Consider the following 15284-nt stretch of genomic DNA (forward strand, 5'->3'; position numbering starts at 1 on the left):
AACTCGACCTCGCCCCGCCCTACCAGGACGGACGCACTGTTTCGAGTATCCGCCCCTCGGACGCGCCGGGTCCAGGGCACTGCGGGACAAAAGCCGCCAATGGATACTGGGCCCCATGACCGAGCGCGTCGACACACCCGGCATCGATCCCGCGGACTTCCGCGTCCACGTGGTGGCGCAGGCCATCCGGCTGTTCTCCGAGAACGGGTACGAAGCGACGACCGTCGAGCAGATCGCATCCGCCGCGGGCGTGTCCCGGCGGACGTTCTTCCGCCAGTTCCGCTCCAAGGAGGACGTGATCTTCGCCGATCACGAATCGCTGTTGCAGCAGGCAGGCGATTATCTGTCCACGGATTCCGACGACCCGTGGGCGGCGGTCTGCAGGACGGCGGGCCTGGTCTTCGACAGGTTTCGCGAGAACCGGGAGCTGTCGGCTCGCCGGTACCAGGTGGTCCAGCGGGTTCCCGCCCTGCGCGACCGGGAGATCGTCACCGGCTTCCGCTACGAGCGGTTGTTCGTCGACTACCTGCGCGGGGTCGTACCCACCGAGCCGGTCCTGAAGGTCATCGGATTCGCGGCCGCCGTCACCGCGTGCCACAACTTCCTGCTCCGGAACATGATCAAGGGCGACCCCGACGCCACCGCCGAGGAACTCGAGCGGGCCCTCCTCGACGTGCGCCGGACGTTCGGCGTCGCTCCGGGGTCATCGACGCAGGAACAGGACGCGGTGCTGGTGGTGTCGTACCCGCCGGGAACGCCGGTGGAGGAGATCACGGGGCGTATCCAGGCCCAGCTGTCCCGGCGCCGGGGCTCAGTGGCCGGGTGACGACAACCACCCTTGACTGGCACTCAGTGCCGTGGTTGACTGCACTGTAGTGGCAGTAGTTTGCCGACCACGAACGTTGCGGCCCACCTGAACGACAAAGTCCTTGGCACGGAGTGCCTATTCAGACTCGGTGCCGTCGAGACTCAGCAAGGAGCGCCCCATGGCCGGAAATCCGGACTTCGATCTGTTCAAGCTCGGTGAAGAGCACGACGAACTGCGGTCCGCGATCCGCGCGCTCTCCGAGAAGGAGATCGCACCCTACGCGAAGGAAGTCGACGAGGACGCACGCTTCCCCGAGGAGGCCCGCGTCGCCCTCGTGAACTCCGGGTTCAACGCCATCCACGTCCCCGAGGAATACGACGGCCAGGGCGCCGACTCCGTCGCCACCTGCATCGTCATCGAAGAGGTCGCCCGCGTCTGCGGCTCCTCGTCCCTGATCCCCGCCGTCAACAAGCTCGGCACCATGGGCCTCATCCTCAACGGGTCCGAAGAACTCAAGCAGCAGGTCCTGCCGCAGCTCGCGTCCGGCGAGGCCATGGCGTCCTACGCGCTGTCCGAGCGTGAGGCCGGTTCGGACGCGGCCGGCATGCGCACCCGTGCCAAGGCCGACGGCGACGACTGGATCCTCAACGGCTCCAAGTGCTGGATCACCAACGGCGGCAAGTCCAGCTGGTACACCGTCATGGCCGTCACCGACGCCGACAAGGGCGCCAACGGCATCTCCGCGTTCATGGTCCACGAGAACGACGAGGGTTTCGTCGTCGGACCGAAGGAGAAGAAGCTCGGCATCAAAGGCTCGCCCACCGCGGAGCTCTACTTCGAGAACTGCAAGGTCCCCGGCGACCGCATCATCGGCGAGCCCGGCACCGGATTCAAGACGGCGCTGCAGACCCTCGACCACACCCGTCCCACCATCGGCGCGCAGGCAGTCGGCCTCGCACAGGGCGCCCTCGACGCCGCTCTCGCCTACACCAAGGACCGCAAGCAGTTCGGCAAGTCGATCAGCGACTTCCAGGCCGTGCAGTTCATGCTCGCCGACATGGCGATGAAGGTCGAGGCCGCACGCCTCATGGTCTACACCTCCGCGGCCCGTGCCGAGCGCGGCGAGAAGAACCTCGGTTTCATCTCCGCGGCCGCCAAGTGCTTCGCCTCCGACGTCGCAATGGAGGTCACCACCGACGCCGTCCAGCTGTTCGGTGGCGCCGGCTACACCACCGACTTCCCTGTCGAGCGGATGATGCGTGATGCGAAGATCACTCAGATCTACGAAGGCACCAACCAGATCCAGCGCGTCGTGATGTCGCGTGCACTGTTGAAGTAGGCGGCTACGCCGCCCGTGCGCCTTTTTGGTAGCTCCCGCTACCAAAAAGGCGCACGGCTACGTGAGGAGAATTTGTGGAACTAGTAGGCGTGATCGGCGGCGGCACCATGGGTGCCGGCATCGCCGAGGTATGCATCAAGGCCGGTAGCTCGGTTCTCATCCTCGAGACCAAGCCGGAATTCGCCGAGGCCGCGCAGGCCCGCATCGAGAAGTCCCTGGCTCGCGGGGTCAAGGCGGGCAAGCTCGACCAGGACGCCGCGGATGCCGCGCTCGCCCGCGTGCGGGTCACCCTCGACATCGAGGAGTTCGCGGACCGCGACCTCGTGATCGAGGCGGCGCCGGAGATCGAGTCGCTCAAGGTCGACATCTTCCAGAAGCTCGACAAGATCGTGAAGCCGTCGGGCATCCTGGCGTCCAACACGTCGTCCATCCCGCTGATCAAGATGGCCAACGCCACGCAGCGCCCCGGGCAGGTCGTGGGTGTCCACTTCTTCAACCCGGTGCCGGTAATGCCGCTGGTGGAGATCGTGGTCAGCTTGGTCACATCGGAGGAGACCGTCCTCGCGGTCACCGACTACGCGAAGAACACGCTGCGCAAGAAGACGGTGCGGGCCGGGGACCGTGCGGGTTTCATCGTGAACGCGCTGCTCATCCCGTACCTCACGTCGGCGGTCCGGATGCTCGAGTCGGGTTACGCCACCGCCGAGGACATCGACGAGGCCATGAAGGGCGGCTGCGGTTACCCGATGGGCCCGCTGACGCTGATCGACACCGTCGGTCTCGACATCACCCTCGCCGCGGCGGAGTCGCTGTACGCGGAGTTCGCCGAGCCGCACTACGCTCCCCCGACGCTGCTCAAGCGCAAGGTGGACGCCGGACAGCTCGGCAAGAAGAGCGGTAAGGGCTTCTACGACTACAGCTAGTCACGCCTCTCTGGAAGCCCGTCGCGTCGTCGCGGCGGGCTTTCGCCGTTCTTGACCGCAAATCCCATGTAGGAGATGGCCGTGCTCCGGATCTGCCCGAAGTCGAGCCGGCGGCTCAACTCCCCGTAACTGAGCCGTGTTCCGCCGGCCCGGGCGAGGTCGAGGAGCCGGAGCGGATTCTTCGACCGCGGCCCGAGCCCGACGACCTCGCCGAGCCGCAGTCCGTGCCGCGCCATGATCGGCTCCAGCTCCGCGGGGCGGATACACATCGACCAGTCGTGGATGGGAGTGTCGAACATCCGGGTCATCCGCCACTCCTGCATGATCTTGATCGCGACGAGCTTGCTGGCGAATGTGCGGTTGATGGTGTCGAACAGGTACAGGCCGCCGGGTTTCAGCGCCCGGGACGTCTCGGCGATCACGCCGTCGAGATCCGACACGTGCTCGAGGACGTCGCAGCAGTAGATGACGTCGAACGCGGCATCCGGTACCGGCAGCTGTTCGCCCGACCCGATGCGGTACTCGATGTCGAGGGCCGAACCGGCTGCGTGACGCCGTGCGGTGTCGACCGACACGGGGGACGGATCGATGCCCGTCACCCGGAAACCGATGCGGGTGAACTCTTCCGCGAGGAACCCACCGCCCGACCCGACGTCGAGGGCGCGGAGCCCGTGATGGTCACGACCGACCGTCTCGCCGAGCACCTTACGGAAGTAGGCGAATCGTCCCGGCGTGAGGCTTCCGTGCAGCAGGTTGAGTGGGTTGTCTTCCTCCCACCACGACTCCCCCACACGGTTGTACACGTCGTTGTCGATGACCAAGCGGACCACCCCTTCTCTGCCGACGGCACAGCGACGACCTCCAGCCTTCTCCTGAGCGTCGGTCACTTCAAGGCCGGTGCCCTTACGCGATGCTCAGGGGATGACATTCAGGGTCTCGCATGTGTGCCTGCTGCTGGGCGGGTTCGTCGCGGGAATTGCGTTGACGTCCACCACGTCCAGGGAGTTCGCGTTCGTGGTCGGCGGCGACCGCCTGGACGCGTTGTATGCCGGGCCGTCCGCCGGAGCCTTCCTGGCTGCGGTCGTCGCCGTCCTGGTGGCAGCGCTGGTTCGTGCCCGCCGGATCCTGTCGACGCTGTCGTTCGCCGGTCTCGCGCTGCTGGGTGTCGCTCCGTCGACGGGGCCGTGGGATTTCGAGGTGTACCTCGGCGGAGTCGGTGCGGGCCTGCTGCTCGGCGGCCTCGTCGGACTGTGCGCCACCGCCGACCGGGCATGGTTGCAGACCGCACTCGCGGCGGGGGTTCTCGCCGGACTCCTCCTCGCCGGACCGATCGACCACTTCCGGACGTCTTTTCCCCGGCGCTACGCCGATTACCTTCCGGAACCCGCAGTCGATCCGGTGGCGCTGACCGTCCTCGCGCTCACGTGCGTCGTTCTGGCCGTCACGCTGGCGTCCGGCGACTTCGGTGAGCGGACGGACGTCGCGGTGAGCGCGCGCGCTCTCGTCGTCGGGATCGTCCTGCCGCTGATCGGGCTGGTGCTGTACTGGTGGTTCGTTCGACGTGTCTGGAACGTGGGCACCTACGGTGCGATGCACGGCAGGTGGATGTTCGGACTCGTCCTGGTCGTGGCGGTGATCGCCGCCTCGCTGTGGCTGGAGAGCCGCACCGGGATCGTGTTGCTCGCCGCGATGGCGTTCGTCGCCGCGGGGGACATCGGTGTGGCGCGTTCCCGGATTCCTGGCCGTGGCTGCTGGTGCCCGCGGCGCTCGTGCTGACGGGTGCCGTGCTCGGCCGGCGCTTCCCGCAGCCGGTGCTCGGCATCGCGGCGCTCGCAGTCGTGGCCGCGTCGGCGTTGTTCGAGCACCCGCCGTGGGACAACCTGCACGTCGGGGCGACGTGGCTCCTCCTTCCGCTCGCGGCCTCGTACACGGTCGCGTCGAGTCTGCCGTCGAGCGAGCCGGTCACCGCGACATCACTGGCGGTGCCTGCCGCGCTGGCCGTCCCGCTGATCGCCGACTACGGGTGGACGGCGTATGCGCCGCTCGTCGAATCCGAGAGCACGCTGGGGCCGGACTCGTGGGCGTGGACATCGACCGGACTGTCCGTGGCTGCCGTGGTCGCGTGCGGTCTCGCTGCCGCTCACCTCGGAAAACGCCCCACCTGAGCTCATTGCACGATACATACGTTGTGCATCATGCATACGCTGTGTATGGTGCACAAATTGTGTTTCGCAGAGTTGAGGAGATTCGTGTGGACAGTCCGACGCCCGCCGTCCGGCCAGGCGGCCTCATCGCCGTGCTGGCATTCACCGGCATCGTCGCCGCGCTCATGCAGACCCTCGTGGTGCCGCTGATCGGCGACCTCCCCCGACTGCTCGACACGACCGCCTCCAACGCATCGTGGGTGATCACCGCGACGCTGCTCGCCGGCGCCGTGGCGACACCGGTCACCGGACGTCTCGGCGACCTGTACGGCAAGCGGCGAATGATGCTGATCTGCACGGTGCCGCTCGTCCTCGGCTCGGTGGTCTGCGCACTCGCGACGTCCCTGGCCCCGATGGTGATCGGCCGAGGATTGCAGGGCATCGGTGTGGGCATGATTCCGCTCGGAATCAGCGCACTGCGGGACCTGCTGCCGCCCGAGCGCCTGCACTCCTCCATCGCCTTGATGAGCTCGTCCATGGGCATCGGCGGCGCCCTCGGTCTGCCGCTCGCCGCAACGGTCGCGGAGAATGCGAGCTGGCGCGTGCTGTTCTGGGGCGCCGCCGGGCTCAGCGCGCTGATCGCCGTGCTGCTCTGGTTCTTCGTGCCCGCCACGCCCGTCCACGGTCCCAAGGCCCGCTTCGATCCCATCGGGGCAGTCGGACTGGGCGTCGGACTGGTGTCGCTGCTGCTGGCTGTGTCCAAGGGCGCCGACTGGGGCTGGGCGAGCAGCAACACCCTCGGTTTGTTCGCGACCACGGCCGTCGCGTTGACGGCCTGGGGCTGGTGGGAACTCCGCACTCCCGAACCACTGGTCGACCTGCGGGTGATCGCCGGCCGTCAGGTACTGCTGACCAACGCCGCGTCCGTCGTAGTCGGCTTCGCCATGTACGCCCAGTCCCTGATCGTTCCGCAGCTCCTGCAGTTGCCGGCGTCGACGGGGTACGGCCTGGGACAGTCGATGCTGGCCATGGGCCTGTGGATGGCCCCCTCGGGCCTGATGATGATGGCGGTCTCCCCCTTCGGGGCACGCTTGTCGTCCACCCGTGGACCGAAGGTCACCCTGCTCGTCGGCAGCCTCGTCATCGCGCTCGGCTACGGGTCGTCGATGTTCCTGATGGGGTCGACGTGGGGCCTGGTCGTGGTGACCTGCATCTGCGGCTCGGGCGTCGGCCTCGCCTACGGCGCGATGCCCGCTCTGGTGATGAGCGCCGTGCCGCAGTCCGCGACCGCCTCCGCCAACAGTGTCAACTCCCTGATGCGCTCAGTCGGCACCGCGGTGTCCGCGGCCGTCGTCGGAGTGGTCCTCGCCCAGATGAGCGTCCAGGTCGCCGGCCACACCCTGCCGACGGAGGGCGGCTTCCGAACCGGCCTGTTGATCGGTTGCGGTGTCGCACTCGTCGCCGCGGCGATCACGCTGGCCATTCCCACCCGTCGCGCCACCCTCGCGGCGCCGAACTCGATTCCCGAACCGCTCGCGCCGTCGAAGGTGTAGCCCCTTGCCGGTTGCTACTTGTGGAGGGCGTACCCCGCCACCGGGTTGCCGTTGATGTAGACGGTGCCCTCGTAGGTCCCGTCGGGCCTCGGCGTGATCCGGTCGGTCAGGAAGGGAAGCCCGGAGGGGCTGTAGTCGGTGACGAGGGAGCCGCTCGCTTCCGGAGTGGTCATGCCGAAGATGTACGGGAAGAACAGCCCGAAGTTGTCCATGACCCACCCGGGTCCGAACGTCTTGCCCTTCCAGATCAGGTCGCCACCGAGAACGTTGGTGGTGCCGACGTACGTCCCGGCAGGCAGCGGGACCGGCATGGGCGCGGGTAGCGGCGGCGGCATGGGCGCCGGCACCGGGTCCGCTGCGGCCGTCCCCGCGGCGACGAGACACAGGCCGGCCACCGCGACGGCCCCGACTGCGACCTTGCGCTTGATGTCCATGAGTACTCCGTATATCGAGGTGCGTGGCGGAAAGTGTCGCACGGACAGGGCCGTCACAGGGAGAGTGTGAAGAAGATGCTGTTCGGATCGTTGCCGTAGTCCCCGAACGGGGGACATTCGGTGAAGCCGTGCTCGGTGTACAGGCGCCGGGCCGGGGCGAAGAAATCCTCGATGCCGGTCTCGAGGCTGAGCCGGACGTACCCCCGTGCCCGCGCCGCGTCGACCAGGTGCGCGAGAAGCCGGGTGGCCACGCCCCGCCCGCGCGCCTCCGTGGCCGTCCGCATCGACTTGATCTCGCCTTCGGCAGGCGAGAGCTCACGCAAGGCCACGGTTCCCAGCACCGTCTCCTCGTCCCACAGCGTCCACACCGTGACCGACGGGTCCCGCAGGCCGGGCAGATCGAGGGCGTGAACACTGTCGGGCGGCGACGTCGCACGCATGTCCGCCAGGTGCTCTGCCAGCAGACCGTGCACGGCCTCGCGGGACAGGTCGTCGACTTCGATGTACACGCGCTCGAGTATGCCGAAGCCGGCGCGAGAAATCGCAACGAGCACCCCACTGCCTGGACCGCGGCGCACCATGGGGAGATGACCGAGACCGTGCTGCGCCTGAGCACCCGCCAGGGACGGTGGGTGGTCACCGCCACCGTTCTCGGCTCCAGCCTCGCGCTACTGGACGGGACGGTGGTGAACATCGCCCTGCCGCACATCGGCGAGGACCTCGGGTCGGATGTCGCGGGAATGCAGTGGGTACTGAGCGGCTACACCCTCGCCCTCGCGTCGCTGATCCTGTTGGGCGGGGCGCTCGGGGATCGCTGGGGCAGGCGCCGCGTCTTCGTCTGGGGGACGGTCTGGTTCGCGGTGGCGTCACTCCTGTGCGGCATCGCACCCGACATCACGATGCTCGTGATCGCACGGATTCTCCAGGGTGTCGGGGCAGCGATGCTGACCCCCGGCAGCCTCGCTCTGATCTCGGCGTCGATCCACGAGGACGATCGGGGCGCCGCGATCGGACTGTGGTCGGGGCTCGGCGGGGTGGCCGGGGCGATCGGACCTCTACTGGGCGGCTGGCTGGTGGAGGTGGCCGGCTGGCGGTCGGTGTTCCTGCTCAATCTTCCGCTCGCCGTCGTCGTCGTGTGGGCATCGATGCGGCACGTCCCCGAGAGCCGCGACCCGCATCCGCCCGATCATCTCGACGTGCTCGGGTCGGTGTGCGCGGTGGTCGGTCTCGGCGCGCTCACCTACGGTCTGATCGAGATGAACCTGGTCGCCGGGGTGGTCGGCGCCGTCGCGCTGATCGTGTTCGTCGCGGTGGAACGGCGCTCACCGAACGCGCTGGTGCCGCCGAGCCTGTTCGCGTCGCGCATGTTCATGGTGGCGAACCTGGTGACGCTCGCCGTGTACGCCGCACTCGGTGGCGTCTTCTTCCTGCTGGTCCTGCAGTTGCAGTTGGTGGCCGGATACTCGCCGATCGAAGCCGGGGTCGCCACCATCCCGATCACGCTGGCGATGCTGGCGTTCTCCTCCCGCGCCGGCAGCTACGCCCAGACCCACGGTCCCCGACTGCCGATGACCGTCGGGCCGGCACTCGCGGCGGTCGGCCTGCTGTTGATGACCCGGATCGGGCCGGATGCGAACTACTGGACGGTCGTGCTCCCCGGCGTCGTCTTCTTCGGCCTCGGACTGTCCGCCATGGTCGCACCGCTGACCGCCGCCGTGCTCGGGTCCGTCCCGGTAGACCAGTCCGGCATCGCCTCCGGGGTGAACAACGCCGTCGCACGCACCAGCCAGCTGCTGGCGGTGGCCGCACTCCCCGGGATCGCCGGGATCGACGCCGAGAGCGTGCTCGACCCCGAGAGCTTCTCGCACGGCTTCCGTGTCGCGATGTTCATCTGCATCGCACTGCTCCTCGTCGGGGCGACCATCGCCGCAGCCCTGATCCGGGCGCCCGCCCCGCCGGCTCCCACCCCGCTTGGTCCCGTCCCGGATTCGGTTGCATGCAAACCACATTGCGACGTCACCGGCCCGGCAGTGCAACCGACCCTCACCCGGTCGAACCGTACTCCGCCGAACGGGTGACGCGCCCGCAGGCCACACCGTCACGCGCGCTTTCGTATCCTGGTCGGGTGGCGATTTCCGGTACCGATCCCGCGAGCGTCCGGGTCGACAGCTGGACCTGGGCGATCCGGCTGTTCAAGACGCGCTCCGCGGCGGCGGCCGCCTGCAGGTCGGGGCACGTGCGGGTCAACGGCACCACCGCCAAACCCGCGCAGCCGGTCAAGGCCGGTGACGAGGTCCGCATTCGCGCGGCGGGTGTCGAACGCATCGTCGAGGTCGTCCGGCCCATCACCAAACGGGTCGGTGCGGTGGTGGCGGTCGAGTGCTACACCGACAACACACCACCGCCCCCACCGCGCGAAGTCCTCGCGTCGATACCGCAACGCGACCGCGGTGCAGGCCGGCCAACCAAACGCGAACGCCGCGAGATGGACCGGTTGCGCGGGTTGTGACCGCTCAGGCCGGGGTGTGGCTGAGGATGCGCAGGGCGGCCGGCACCGCCTCGATGGTGATCGGCAGCGGACCGACCCGGTCGCCGTCCGCGTACGCCGTGATGCCGTCGCACTGCAATCGCACCCTCCGCGAACGGTAGGTCTGCACGTCAGGGAGATCCACGTGAGTGCCCTTGTAGACGCGGGGGAACAACCGGACCAGCCTCGCCCGGCGACCGTAGTCGACGACCGTGACGTCGAGCAGGCCGTCGGTCTTGTCCGCGCCCGGGCAGATCTGCATGCCGCCGCCGTACGAGCGTCCGTTGCCCACCGCCACGAGGGTGGCGTCCACCTGGAACGTCTCCTCGTCCAGTTCGATGGTGTAGTGCAGCGGGCGGAGCTGCGTCAGCTCGGCGAACATCGCGAGGTTGTACCGCATCGGGCCTTTGGGCCACGACATCCGATTGGCGCGGTCCGTGACGAGCGAGTCGAATCCGCTCGCGACGATGGTGCCCGCCCACACCACCGCGCCGCCCGCGAGCGTGATGCGGGCGAGGTCGGATTCCTGCACCTCCCCGTCGGCGATCACGTCGGCCGCGGCGACGGGATCGCCGACGGGGATACCGAATTCGCGCGCATGGTCGTTGCCGGTGCCGGCCGGGATCAGCCCGACCGGTGTCCCGGATTGCGCGGCCGCCTGCAGCCCGATGCTGATGGCGCCGTCCCCGCCGACGACGACGAGCGCGTCGGTGCCGTCGTCGATCGCCCGGCGCGCCAGCATGCGCGCGTGATCGGCATCCGTGCCGATGATTTCGGTGACGGCGACCCCGCGCTCCCGCAGGCGCGCCACCCCCTTGCGGCCGGCGACGGGTGCGTGACCGTGTCCGGCGAGGGGGTTGACGAGGACGGTGACCTTCTCGATCACCTGCTGCGTGCTCACGGAATCAACTTGCCGGGGTTGAGGATTCCCGCAGGATCGACCGCGTCCTTGACCGCCCGCAGAATCGCGACGCCCAGGTCGCCGATCTCGTCCCGCATCCACGGACGGTGGTCGACTCCGACCGCGTGGTGATGGGTGATGGTTCCGCCGGCGGCGATGATCGCATCACCGGCGGCGGTTTTGGCCTTCCGCCACTGTTCGATCGGGTCTTCCGCTTGCGCGGACACGACGGTGAAGTACAGCGAGGCGCCGGTCGGGTACGTGTGCGAGATGTGGCACAGGACGAGCGGCGGGGTGCCCTGCCCGGCCAGCGACTCCGTCAGCGCAGTGGTCACGGCGGTGCGGAGCGCAGCGAGGTTGCCCCAGGTGGTCGCGGTTTCCAGCGTCTCGCACAGCGCTCCCGCGTCGAGCAGCGAGTCGCGCAGGTACGGTGCATCGAAACGGCCGTGCTCCCAGCCGTTTCCAGGCTCCTCGCCCAGGGACGTGCCGCTGTGCGCCACCAGCACGGCGCGAGCCTCCGCCGTCCGCTCCGCGGTGTGCTCGGCGGTGCCCTCGAACGTCGTGATCGCCAGGCAGCCGCCGGTGACGGTCTCCTCACCGATCTTGTCGGTGGTCGCGAGGTTCACCGCCGTCTCCGCCTCGTCGGACAGTCGCAGCACGGTCGGGACCGCACCTTCCTGCCGCAACGCCCGCAGAGCCGCCGCGCCCGTCTCGAAGTCGGGGAAACTCCACCCTTCCCGGACGGTCGTGTCGGGGACCGCGTGCACCCGCACCCGCACCCGGGTGATGACGCCGAGCGTTCCCTCCGACCCGACGAACAGTTCGCCGAGGTCCGGACCCGCCGCGGAGGCCGGGGCGCGCCCCGTGTCGAGGGTCCCGGTGGGGGTCACCACCCGCAGTCCCTGCACCATGTCCTCGAACCGCCCGTACCCCGCGGACGCCTGCCCCGACGACCGGGTTGCTGCGAAGCCGCCGATGGTCGCGAACATGAAGCTCTGCGGGAAGTGCCCGAGCGAGAAGCCGTGCGCGCCGAGCAGTTCCTCGGCGAGCGGACCCGTCACACCCGCTCCCAGCGTCGCGATGCCGGAGTCGGCGTCGAGGTCGATGAGCGCGTCGAACCGGCGCAGGTCCAACGAGACGACGGCGTCGAATCGGTCGCGCACGGGGTCGAGCCCGCCGACCACGCTCGTTCCGCCACCGAACGGCACCACGGCGATGCCGTGGTCGGCGCAGTATCGGAGCACGTCGGCGACCTCATCGTCCGTACCGGGGGTGACGACGGCGTCGGGCGCGTTCTGCGGTTCGGTGCTGCGGCGGCGCAACAGGTCGAGCGTGCTCTTGCCGCCGGAACGCAGCAGCCGGTCGGAGTGCGCGGTGCTGCAGAACTGTTCTCCGACGATGCCCGCGAGAGCGGCGACCTGCTGGTCGGACAGTGCGCTCGGAGCCAGGACGACGTCGTCGGCCGCCCGGTCGGAGGGCTCCCTGATCGTGACGCCGAGGGCCTGTTGCAGCAGCCCCTTGATGCCGTCCGAGAGGATCTTGTGCTTCTCCGGCGCGCCCCAGGCGTCCCACTGCATCGGGGGTGCCGTCAGGACGGCGTGATCTTCCGATCGCTCATTGCTCATGCGTTATAGTGTTACACATCATGTAAGAGTGTAACTAGCCCTCTTCAGCGACCGCCCCGCTCCCGCCACACCTGCCGGATGGGCCGCAGCACCAATCCCATCTGTTTCCGTGTCTTCCCACGCGTCACCAGAACACCCGTGATCGCCACGATCCAAACCGGGTACTGCACGAGCCAGGCCACTCGGAACGCGTCGAACGAGTACCCGCCCATCGCATCGAGGATGAGACCCATCGCCTGGATGACCAGCAACGACGCCAGGAAGCCGCCGATGTTGACCATTCCTTGCGCCGTTCCCATGCTGGTGCTGGGGTTGAACATGCGGGCGTAGTCGAAACCGATCATCGAACCGGGGCCGCCCACCGAGATCACCATCACGAGCACGATCAGCAACCAGATCGGCGCCGGACCCGGCAGCGACAGGACAACGGTCCAGATCGCCGCATTGCTGATCATGATCGCCAGCACCAGATAGGAGCGGCGCATCGGGAAACGGCCGCTGAGGATGCCGATGATCGGGCCGGCCACGATCGCCGAGATCACCGACAGGGTCAGCAGCGAACCGGCCTCCGCCGGCGACAATCCCTGCGCCGACCTCAGGTACGGCACACCCCACAGCAGGGCGAACGTGGTCATCGAGAACTGCGTGCCCATGTGGGTGAAGAACCCGAGCCGGGTGCCTGGACGCCCCCACACGGTGCGGATCTGCCTGCCCACCTCTCGCAGTCCGGCGGGCGCGGCCACCACCTCCAGACCGGGAGGCGCATTGCGGATGACGGAGACGGCCAGCACGAACGACAGCAAACCGAGCGACGCGGCGCTGCCGTACGCGAAACTCCAGCCCGGCCCGTTCAGCAACAGCATCAACGGCAGCGCCGACAGGATCTGACCGATCTGACCAAAGATGCCGGTGAGCTGCGACACGAGCGGGACCCGCCGCGGCGCGAACCACTGCGGCACCAGGCGCAGCACGGAGATGAACGTCATCGCGTCGCCGACGCCGACGAGAACGCGCGCGGCGACCGCCAGCGGCAGCGATTCGGTGAGCGCGAGCAGCATCTGCGCCGACGCCATGATGAGGGCGCCCGCGGAAATCATGACTCGCGATCCGTACCGGTCGAGGAGCACACCGGCGGGGATCTGCATCCCCGCGTACACCACGATCTGGAGTACGACGAAACCCGACAACACACTCGGACTGATCGAAAATCGTTCCGTCGCCGCGAGGCCCGACACACCGAACGAGGTTCGATGCAGGACGGCGACGATATAAGCGACAACCCCGACGCCCCACACCAACCACACTCTGCTCATCGCAGATCAAACTACCCCCCAGCAGGTATTACCCGCCGGTCGAAGTCACTCGCGGCCCAGCGACACCCAGGTCGGATCGGCTGTGCGCTCGCCGACGGTGAGATCCGCGAGCAGGTCCAGACGCGCGATCTGCCCTTCGGTCAGCGTGAGCGCGAGCGCGCCGGCGTTCTCCGTGACACGGGCCGCGAACCGCGTACCGGGAATCGACACGGACGGCAACCCGAACTCGCGGGCTTTCGCGTCCAGCCACGCCAGCGACACCTGGGCGGGCGTCGCGTCGAGTTCGGCAGCGACCTCGCGGACGACGTCGAGCACCTTCAGGTTCGCCGGCAGCGCATCGTCGCCGAAACGCGGGAACCGGCGACGCAGATCCTTGTCGCCCAGCGTGGCCGGGTCGTACGTTCCGGTGAGGAATCCCCGGCCCACCGGCGAGTACGGCACGAAGCCGATGCCGAGTTCCGCCGCCGCGGGAACCACGTGCTTCTCGACGTCGCGACTCCAGATGCTCCACTCGCTCTGGATCGCGGCGATGGGGTGCACGCGCGAGGCGCGACGCAACTCGTCGCCGGTCGCCTCCGACAGCCCGATGTTGCGGACCTTCCCGGCCTTCACCTGTTCCGCGATCGCACCGACGGTGTCCTCGATGGGCACCTCGGGGTCGACGCGGTGCAGGTAGTACAGATCGACGGTGTCGACGCCGAGCCGGGACAGGGATTCGTCGAGGGCCTGCGCCACGTATTCGGGCTTGCCGTTGATGCTGCGCCGGCCGTTCGCGATGTTGCCGACGAGACCGAACTTGGTGGCCAGCTGCACCTCGTCGCGGCGTTCCTTCAGCACCGTGCCCACCGCGATCTCACTCGCGCCATCGCCGTACACGTTGGCCGTGTCGATGAAGGTCACTCCGATGTCGATGGCGTGGTGGAGGGTCGCGAGCGCCTCCGCGGCATCGACGGGGCCGTACACGGGGGCGACGGACATGGCGCCGTAGCCCTGCGCGCTGACGGTGAAGCCTTCGGACAACTGCACGGTGGGGATGTTGGTCATGCGCCCCATCCTTCCCGAGCACCCCGACAGGTGCATCGTTTGGAATCGCGCTGATCGTGACCCGGCTGCCTCTACCCTGAAGGCATGGCATTCGACTGGTTCGAACTCGCCCGCATCGCCCACCGCGAGTTCGGTGCACGGGTCGCCGCGATCACCGACTGGTCGGCACCGACACCGGACCGCGAATGGGACGTCACCCAGCTGGTGCGGCACGTCATCGAGGAACAGCAGTGGGTTCCCCCGCTGCTCGCCGGGAAGACGGTCGGCGAAGCGACCCCGGACATCGAGCCCCTGCACGGCGACATGCGGTCGGAATGGCAGCGGTACTCGGACGCGGCCATCCACGCGTGGTCGTCGACCGACCCGCGGACGCAGGTGCACCTGTCCTACGGCACGGTGCCGCTCGAGCCGTATCTGCGGCAGCAGATCGCCGACGTCACCATCCACGCATGGGACCTCGCCAAGGCCACCGGATCCGACGACACCCTCGACCCGCAACTCGTCGCCGGCGTCTGGTCGGATCTCGACGGCCAACGCGAGATGCTCTCCGAGAGCGGGCTGTTCGCCGACCCCGTCGACCTTCCCGACGACGCGCCGCTCCAGGATCGCCTGATCGCCCTGACCGGTCGCGATCCCCGGCAACGCATTTAACCAACCGCCGCCGAGGGTCCCG

At 68.4% G+C, this 15284-nt stretch carries 16 protein-coding genes; 9 read left to right on the top strand and 7 right to left on the bottom strand.

Features of this window, described 5'->3' with window-relative positions:
• Positions 1 to 115: 115 nt before the first annotated feature.
• From GO592_RS24130 to GO592_RS24140, 3 genes are all read left to right on the top strand, one after another.
• Complete coding sequence (locus tag GO592_RS24130) at positions 116 to 826, top strand: TetR family transcriptional regulator (RefSeq protein ID WP_007297909.1); 711 nt, start codon at positions 116 to 118, stop codon at positions 824 to 826.
• A 160-nt stretch (positions 827 to 986) separates the two neighbouring features.
• Complete coding sequence (locus GO592_RS24135; RefSeq protein WP_005255941.1) at positions 987 to 2147, top strand: acyl-CoA dehydrogenase; 1161 nt, start codon at positions 987 to 989, stop codon at positions 2145 to 2147.
• Positions 2148 to 2221: 74 nt separating this feature from the next.
• Positions 2222 to 3070, top strand: a complete 849-nt coding sequence (locus GO592_RS24140) for a 3-hydroxybutyryl-CoA dehydrogenase (RefSeq protein ID WP_005561875.1) — start codon at positions 2222 to 2224, stop codon at positions 3068 to 3070.
• Here the strand turns inward: GO592_RS24140 and ubiG are convergent.
• Positions 3067 to 3900 (bottom strand): bifunctional 2-polyprenyl-6-hydroxyphenol methylase/3-demethylubiquinol 3-O-methyltransferase UbiG, encoded by an 834-nt coding sequence (gene ubiG / locus GO592_RS24145; protein WP_007297910.1) that lies wholly within the window; start codon positions 3898 to 3900, stop codon positions 3067 to 3069. The two genes, GO592_RS24140 and ubiG, sit on opposite strands and share 4 nt — an antisense overlap.
• 91 nt (positions 3901 to 3991) lie before the next feature.
• Between ubiG and GO592_RS24150 the strand changes: the two genes are divergently transcribed.
• From GO592_RS24150 to GO592_RS24155, 3 genes are all read left to right on the top strand, one after another.
• Positions 3992 to 4846: a hypothetical protein gene (locus GO592_RS24150; protein WP_237720452.1), complete on the top strand. Its 855-nt coding sequence runs from the start codon at positions 3992 to 3994 to the stop codon at positions 4844 to 4846.
• Entirely contained in the window at positions 4825 to 5235 is a 411-nt protein-coding gene (locus tag GO592_RS44640; protein ID WP_237720453.1) for a hypothetical protein, read from the top strand. Before GO592_RS24150 ends, GO592_RS44640 begins: the two co-directional genes overlap by 22 nt.
• 86 nt (positions 5236 to 5321) lie before the next feature.
• Positions 5322 to 6767 (top strand): MFS transporter, encoded by a 1446-nt coding sequence (locus GO592_RS24155; RefSeq protein ID WP_007297911.1) that lies wholly within the window; start codon positions 5322 to 5324, stop codon positions 6765 to 6767.
• Positions 6768 to 6781: 14 nt separating this feature from the next.
• Here the strand turns inward: GO592_RS24155 and GO592_RS24160 are convergent, their stop codons facing one another.
• Both GO592_RS24160 and GO592_RS24165 read right to left on the bottom strand, forming a co-directional pair.
• On the bottom strand, positions 6782 to 7201 hold the full coding sequence (locus tag GO592_RS24160) for a hypothetical protein (RefSeq protein ID WP_007297912.1): 420 nt from the start codon (positions 7199 to 7201) through the stop codon (positions 6782 to 6784).
• Positions 7202 to 7254: 53 nt separating this feature from the next.
• Positions 7255 to 7782 (bottom strand): GNAT family N-acetyltransferase, encoded by a 528-nt coding sequence (locus GO592_RS24165; protein ID WP_082324933.1) that lies wholly within the window; start codon positions 7780 to 7782, stop codon positions 7255 to 7257.
• A 6-nt stretch (positions 7783 to 7788) separates the two neighbouring features.
• On the opposite strand from GO592_RS24165, the gene GO592_RS24170 reads away from it, so the two are divergent.
• A complete protein-coding gene (locus GO592_RS24170) occupies positions 7789 to 9279 on the top strand; it encodes an MFS transporter (RefSeq protein ID WP_039951534.1) in 1491 nt (496 codons plus the stop codon).
• Positions 9280 to 9326: 47 nt separating this feature from the next.
• The gene (locus tag GO592_RS24175) at positions 9327 to 9710 is read left to right on the top strand and encodes an RNA-binding S4 domain-containing protein (protein ID WP_007297915.1); all 384 of its coding nucleotides are present in this window, start codon (positions 9327 to 9329) and stop codon (positions 9708 to 9710) included.
• 4 nt (positions 9711 to 9714) lie between these two features.
• Here GO592_RS24175 and GO592_RS24180 read toward each other — a convergent pair whose 3' ends face one another.
• From GO592_RS24180 to GO592_RS24195, 4 genes are all read right to left on the bottom strand, one after another.
• A complete protein-coding gene (locus GO592_RS24180; RefSeq protein WP_007297916.1) occupies positions 9715 to 10629 on the bottom strand; it encodes a diacylglycerol kinase in 915 nt (304 codons plus the stop codon).
• The gene (locus GO592_RS24185; RefSeq protein ID WP_007297917.1) at positions 10626 to 12206 is read right to left on the bottom strand and encodes an FAD-binding oxidoreductase; all 1581 of its coding nucleotides are present in this window, start codon (positions 12204 to 12206) and stop codon (positions 10626 to 10628) included. The genes GO592_RS24180 and GO592_RS24185 overlap by 4 nt, the downstream gene beginning before the upstream one ends.
• Before the next feature lie 92 nt (positions 12207 to 12298).
• Positions 12299 to 13567: an MFS transporter gene (locus GO592_RS24190; RefSeq protein WP_039951531.1), complete on the bottom strand. Its 1269-nt coding sequence runs from the start codon at positions 13565 to 13567 to the stop codon at positions 12299 to 12301.
• Between the two features lie 45 nt (positions 13568 to 13612).
• Positions 13613 to 14611: an aldo/keto reductase gene (locus tag GO592_RS24195; RefSeq protein ID WP_007297918.1), complete on the bottom strand. Its 999-nt coding sequence runs from the start codon at positions 14609 to 14611 to the stop codon at positions 13613 to 13615.
• An 84-nt stretch (positions 14612 to 14695) separates the two neighbouring features.
• Between GO592_RS24195 and GO592_RS24200 the strand changes: the two genes are divergently transcribed.
• A complete protein-coding gene (locus GO592_RS24200; protein WP_007297919.1) occupies positions 14696 to 15262 on the top strand; it encodes a TIGR03086 family metal-binding protein in 567 nt (188 codons plus the stop codon).
• Positions 15263 to 15284: the final 22 nt, after the last annotated feature.

This window comes from Rhodococcus sp. 21391 (assembly GCF_016772255.1).
In the GTDB taxonomy this organism is placed as follows: Bacteria; Actinomycetota; Actinomycetes; order Mycobacteriales; family Mycobacteriaceae; genus Rhodococcus_F; species Rhodococcus_F opacus.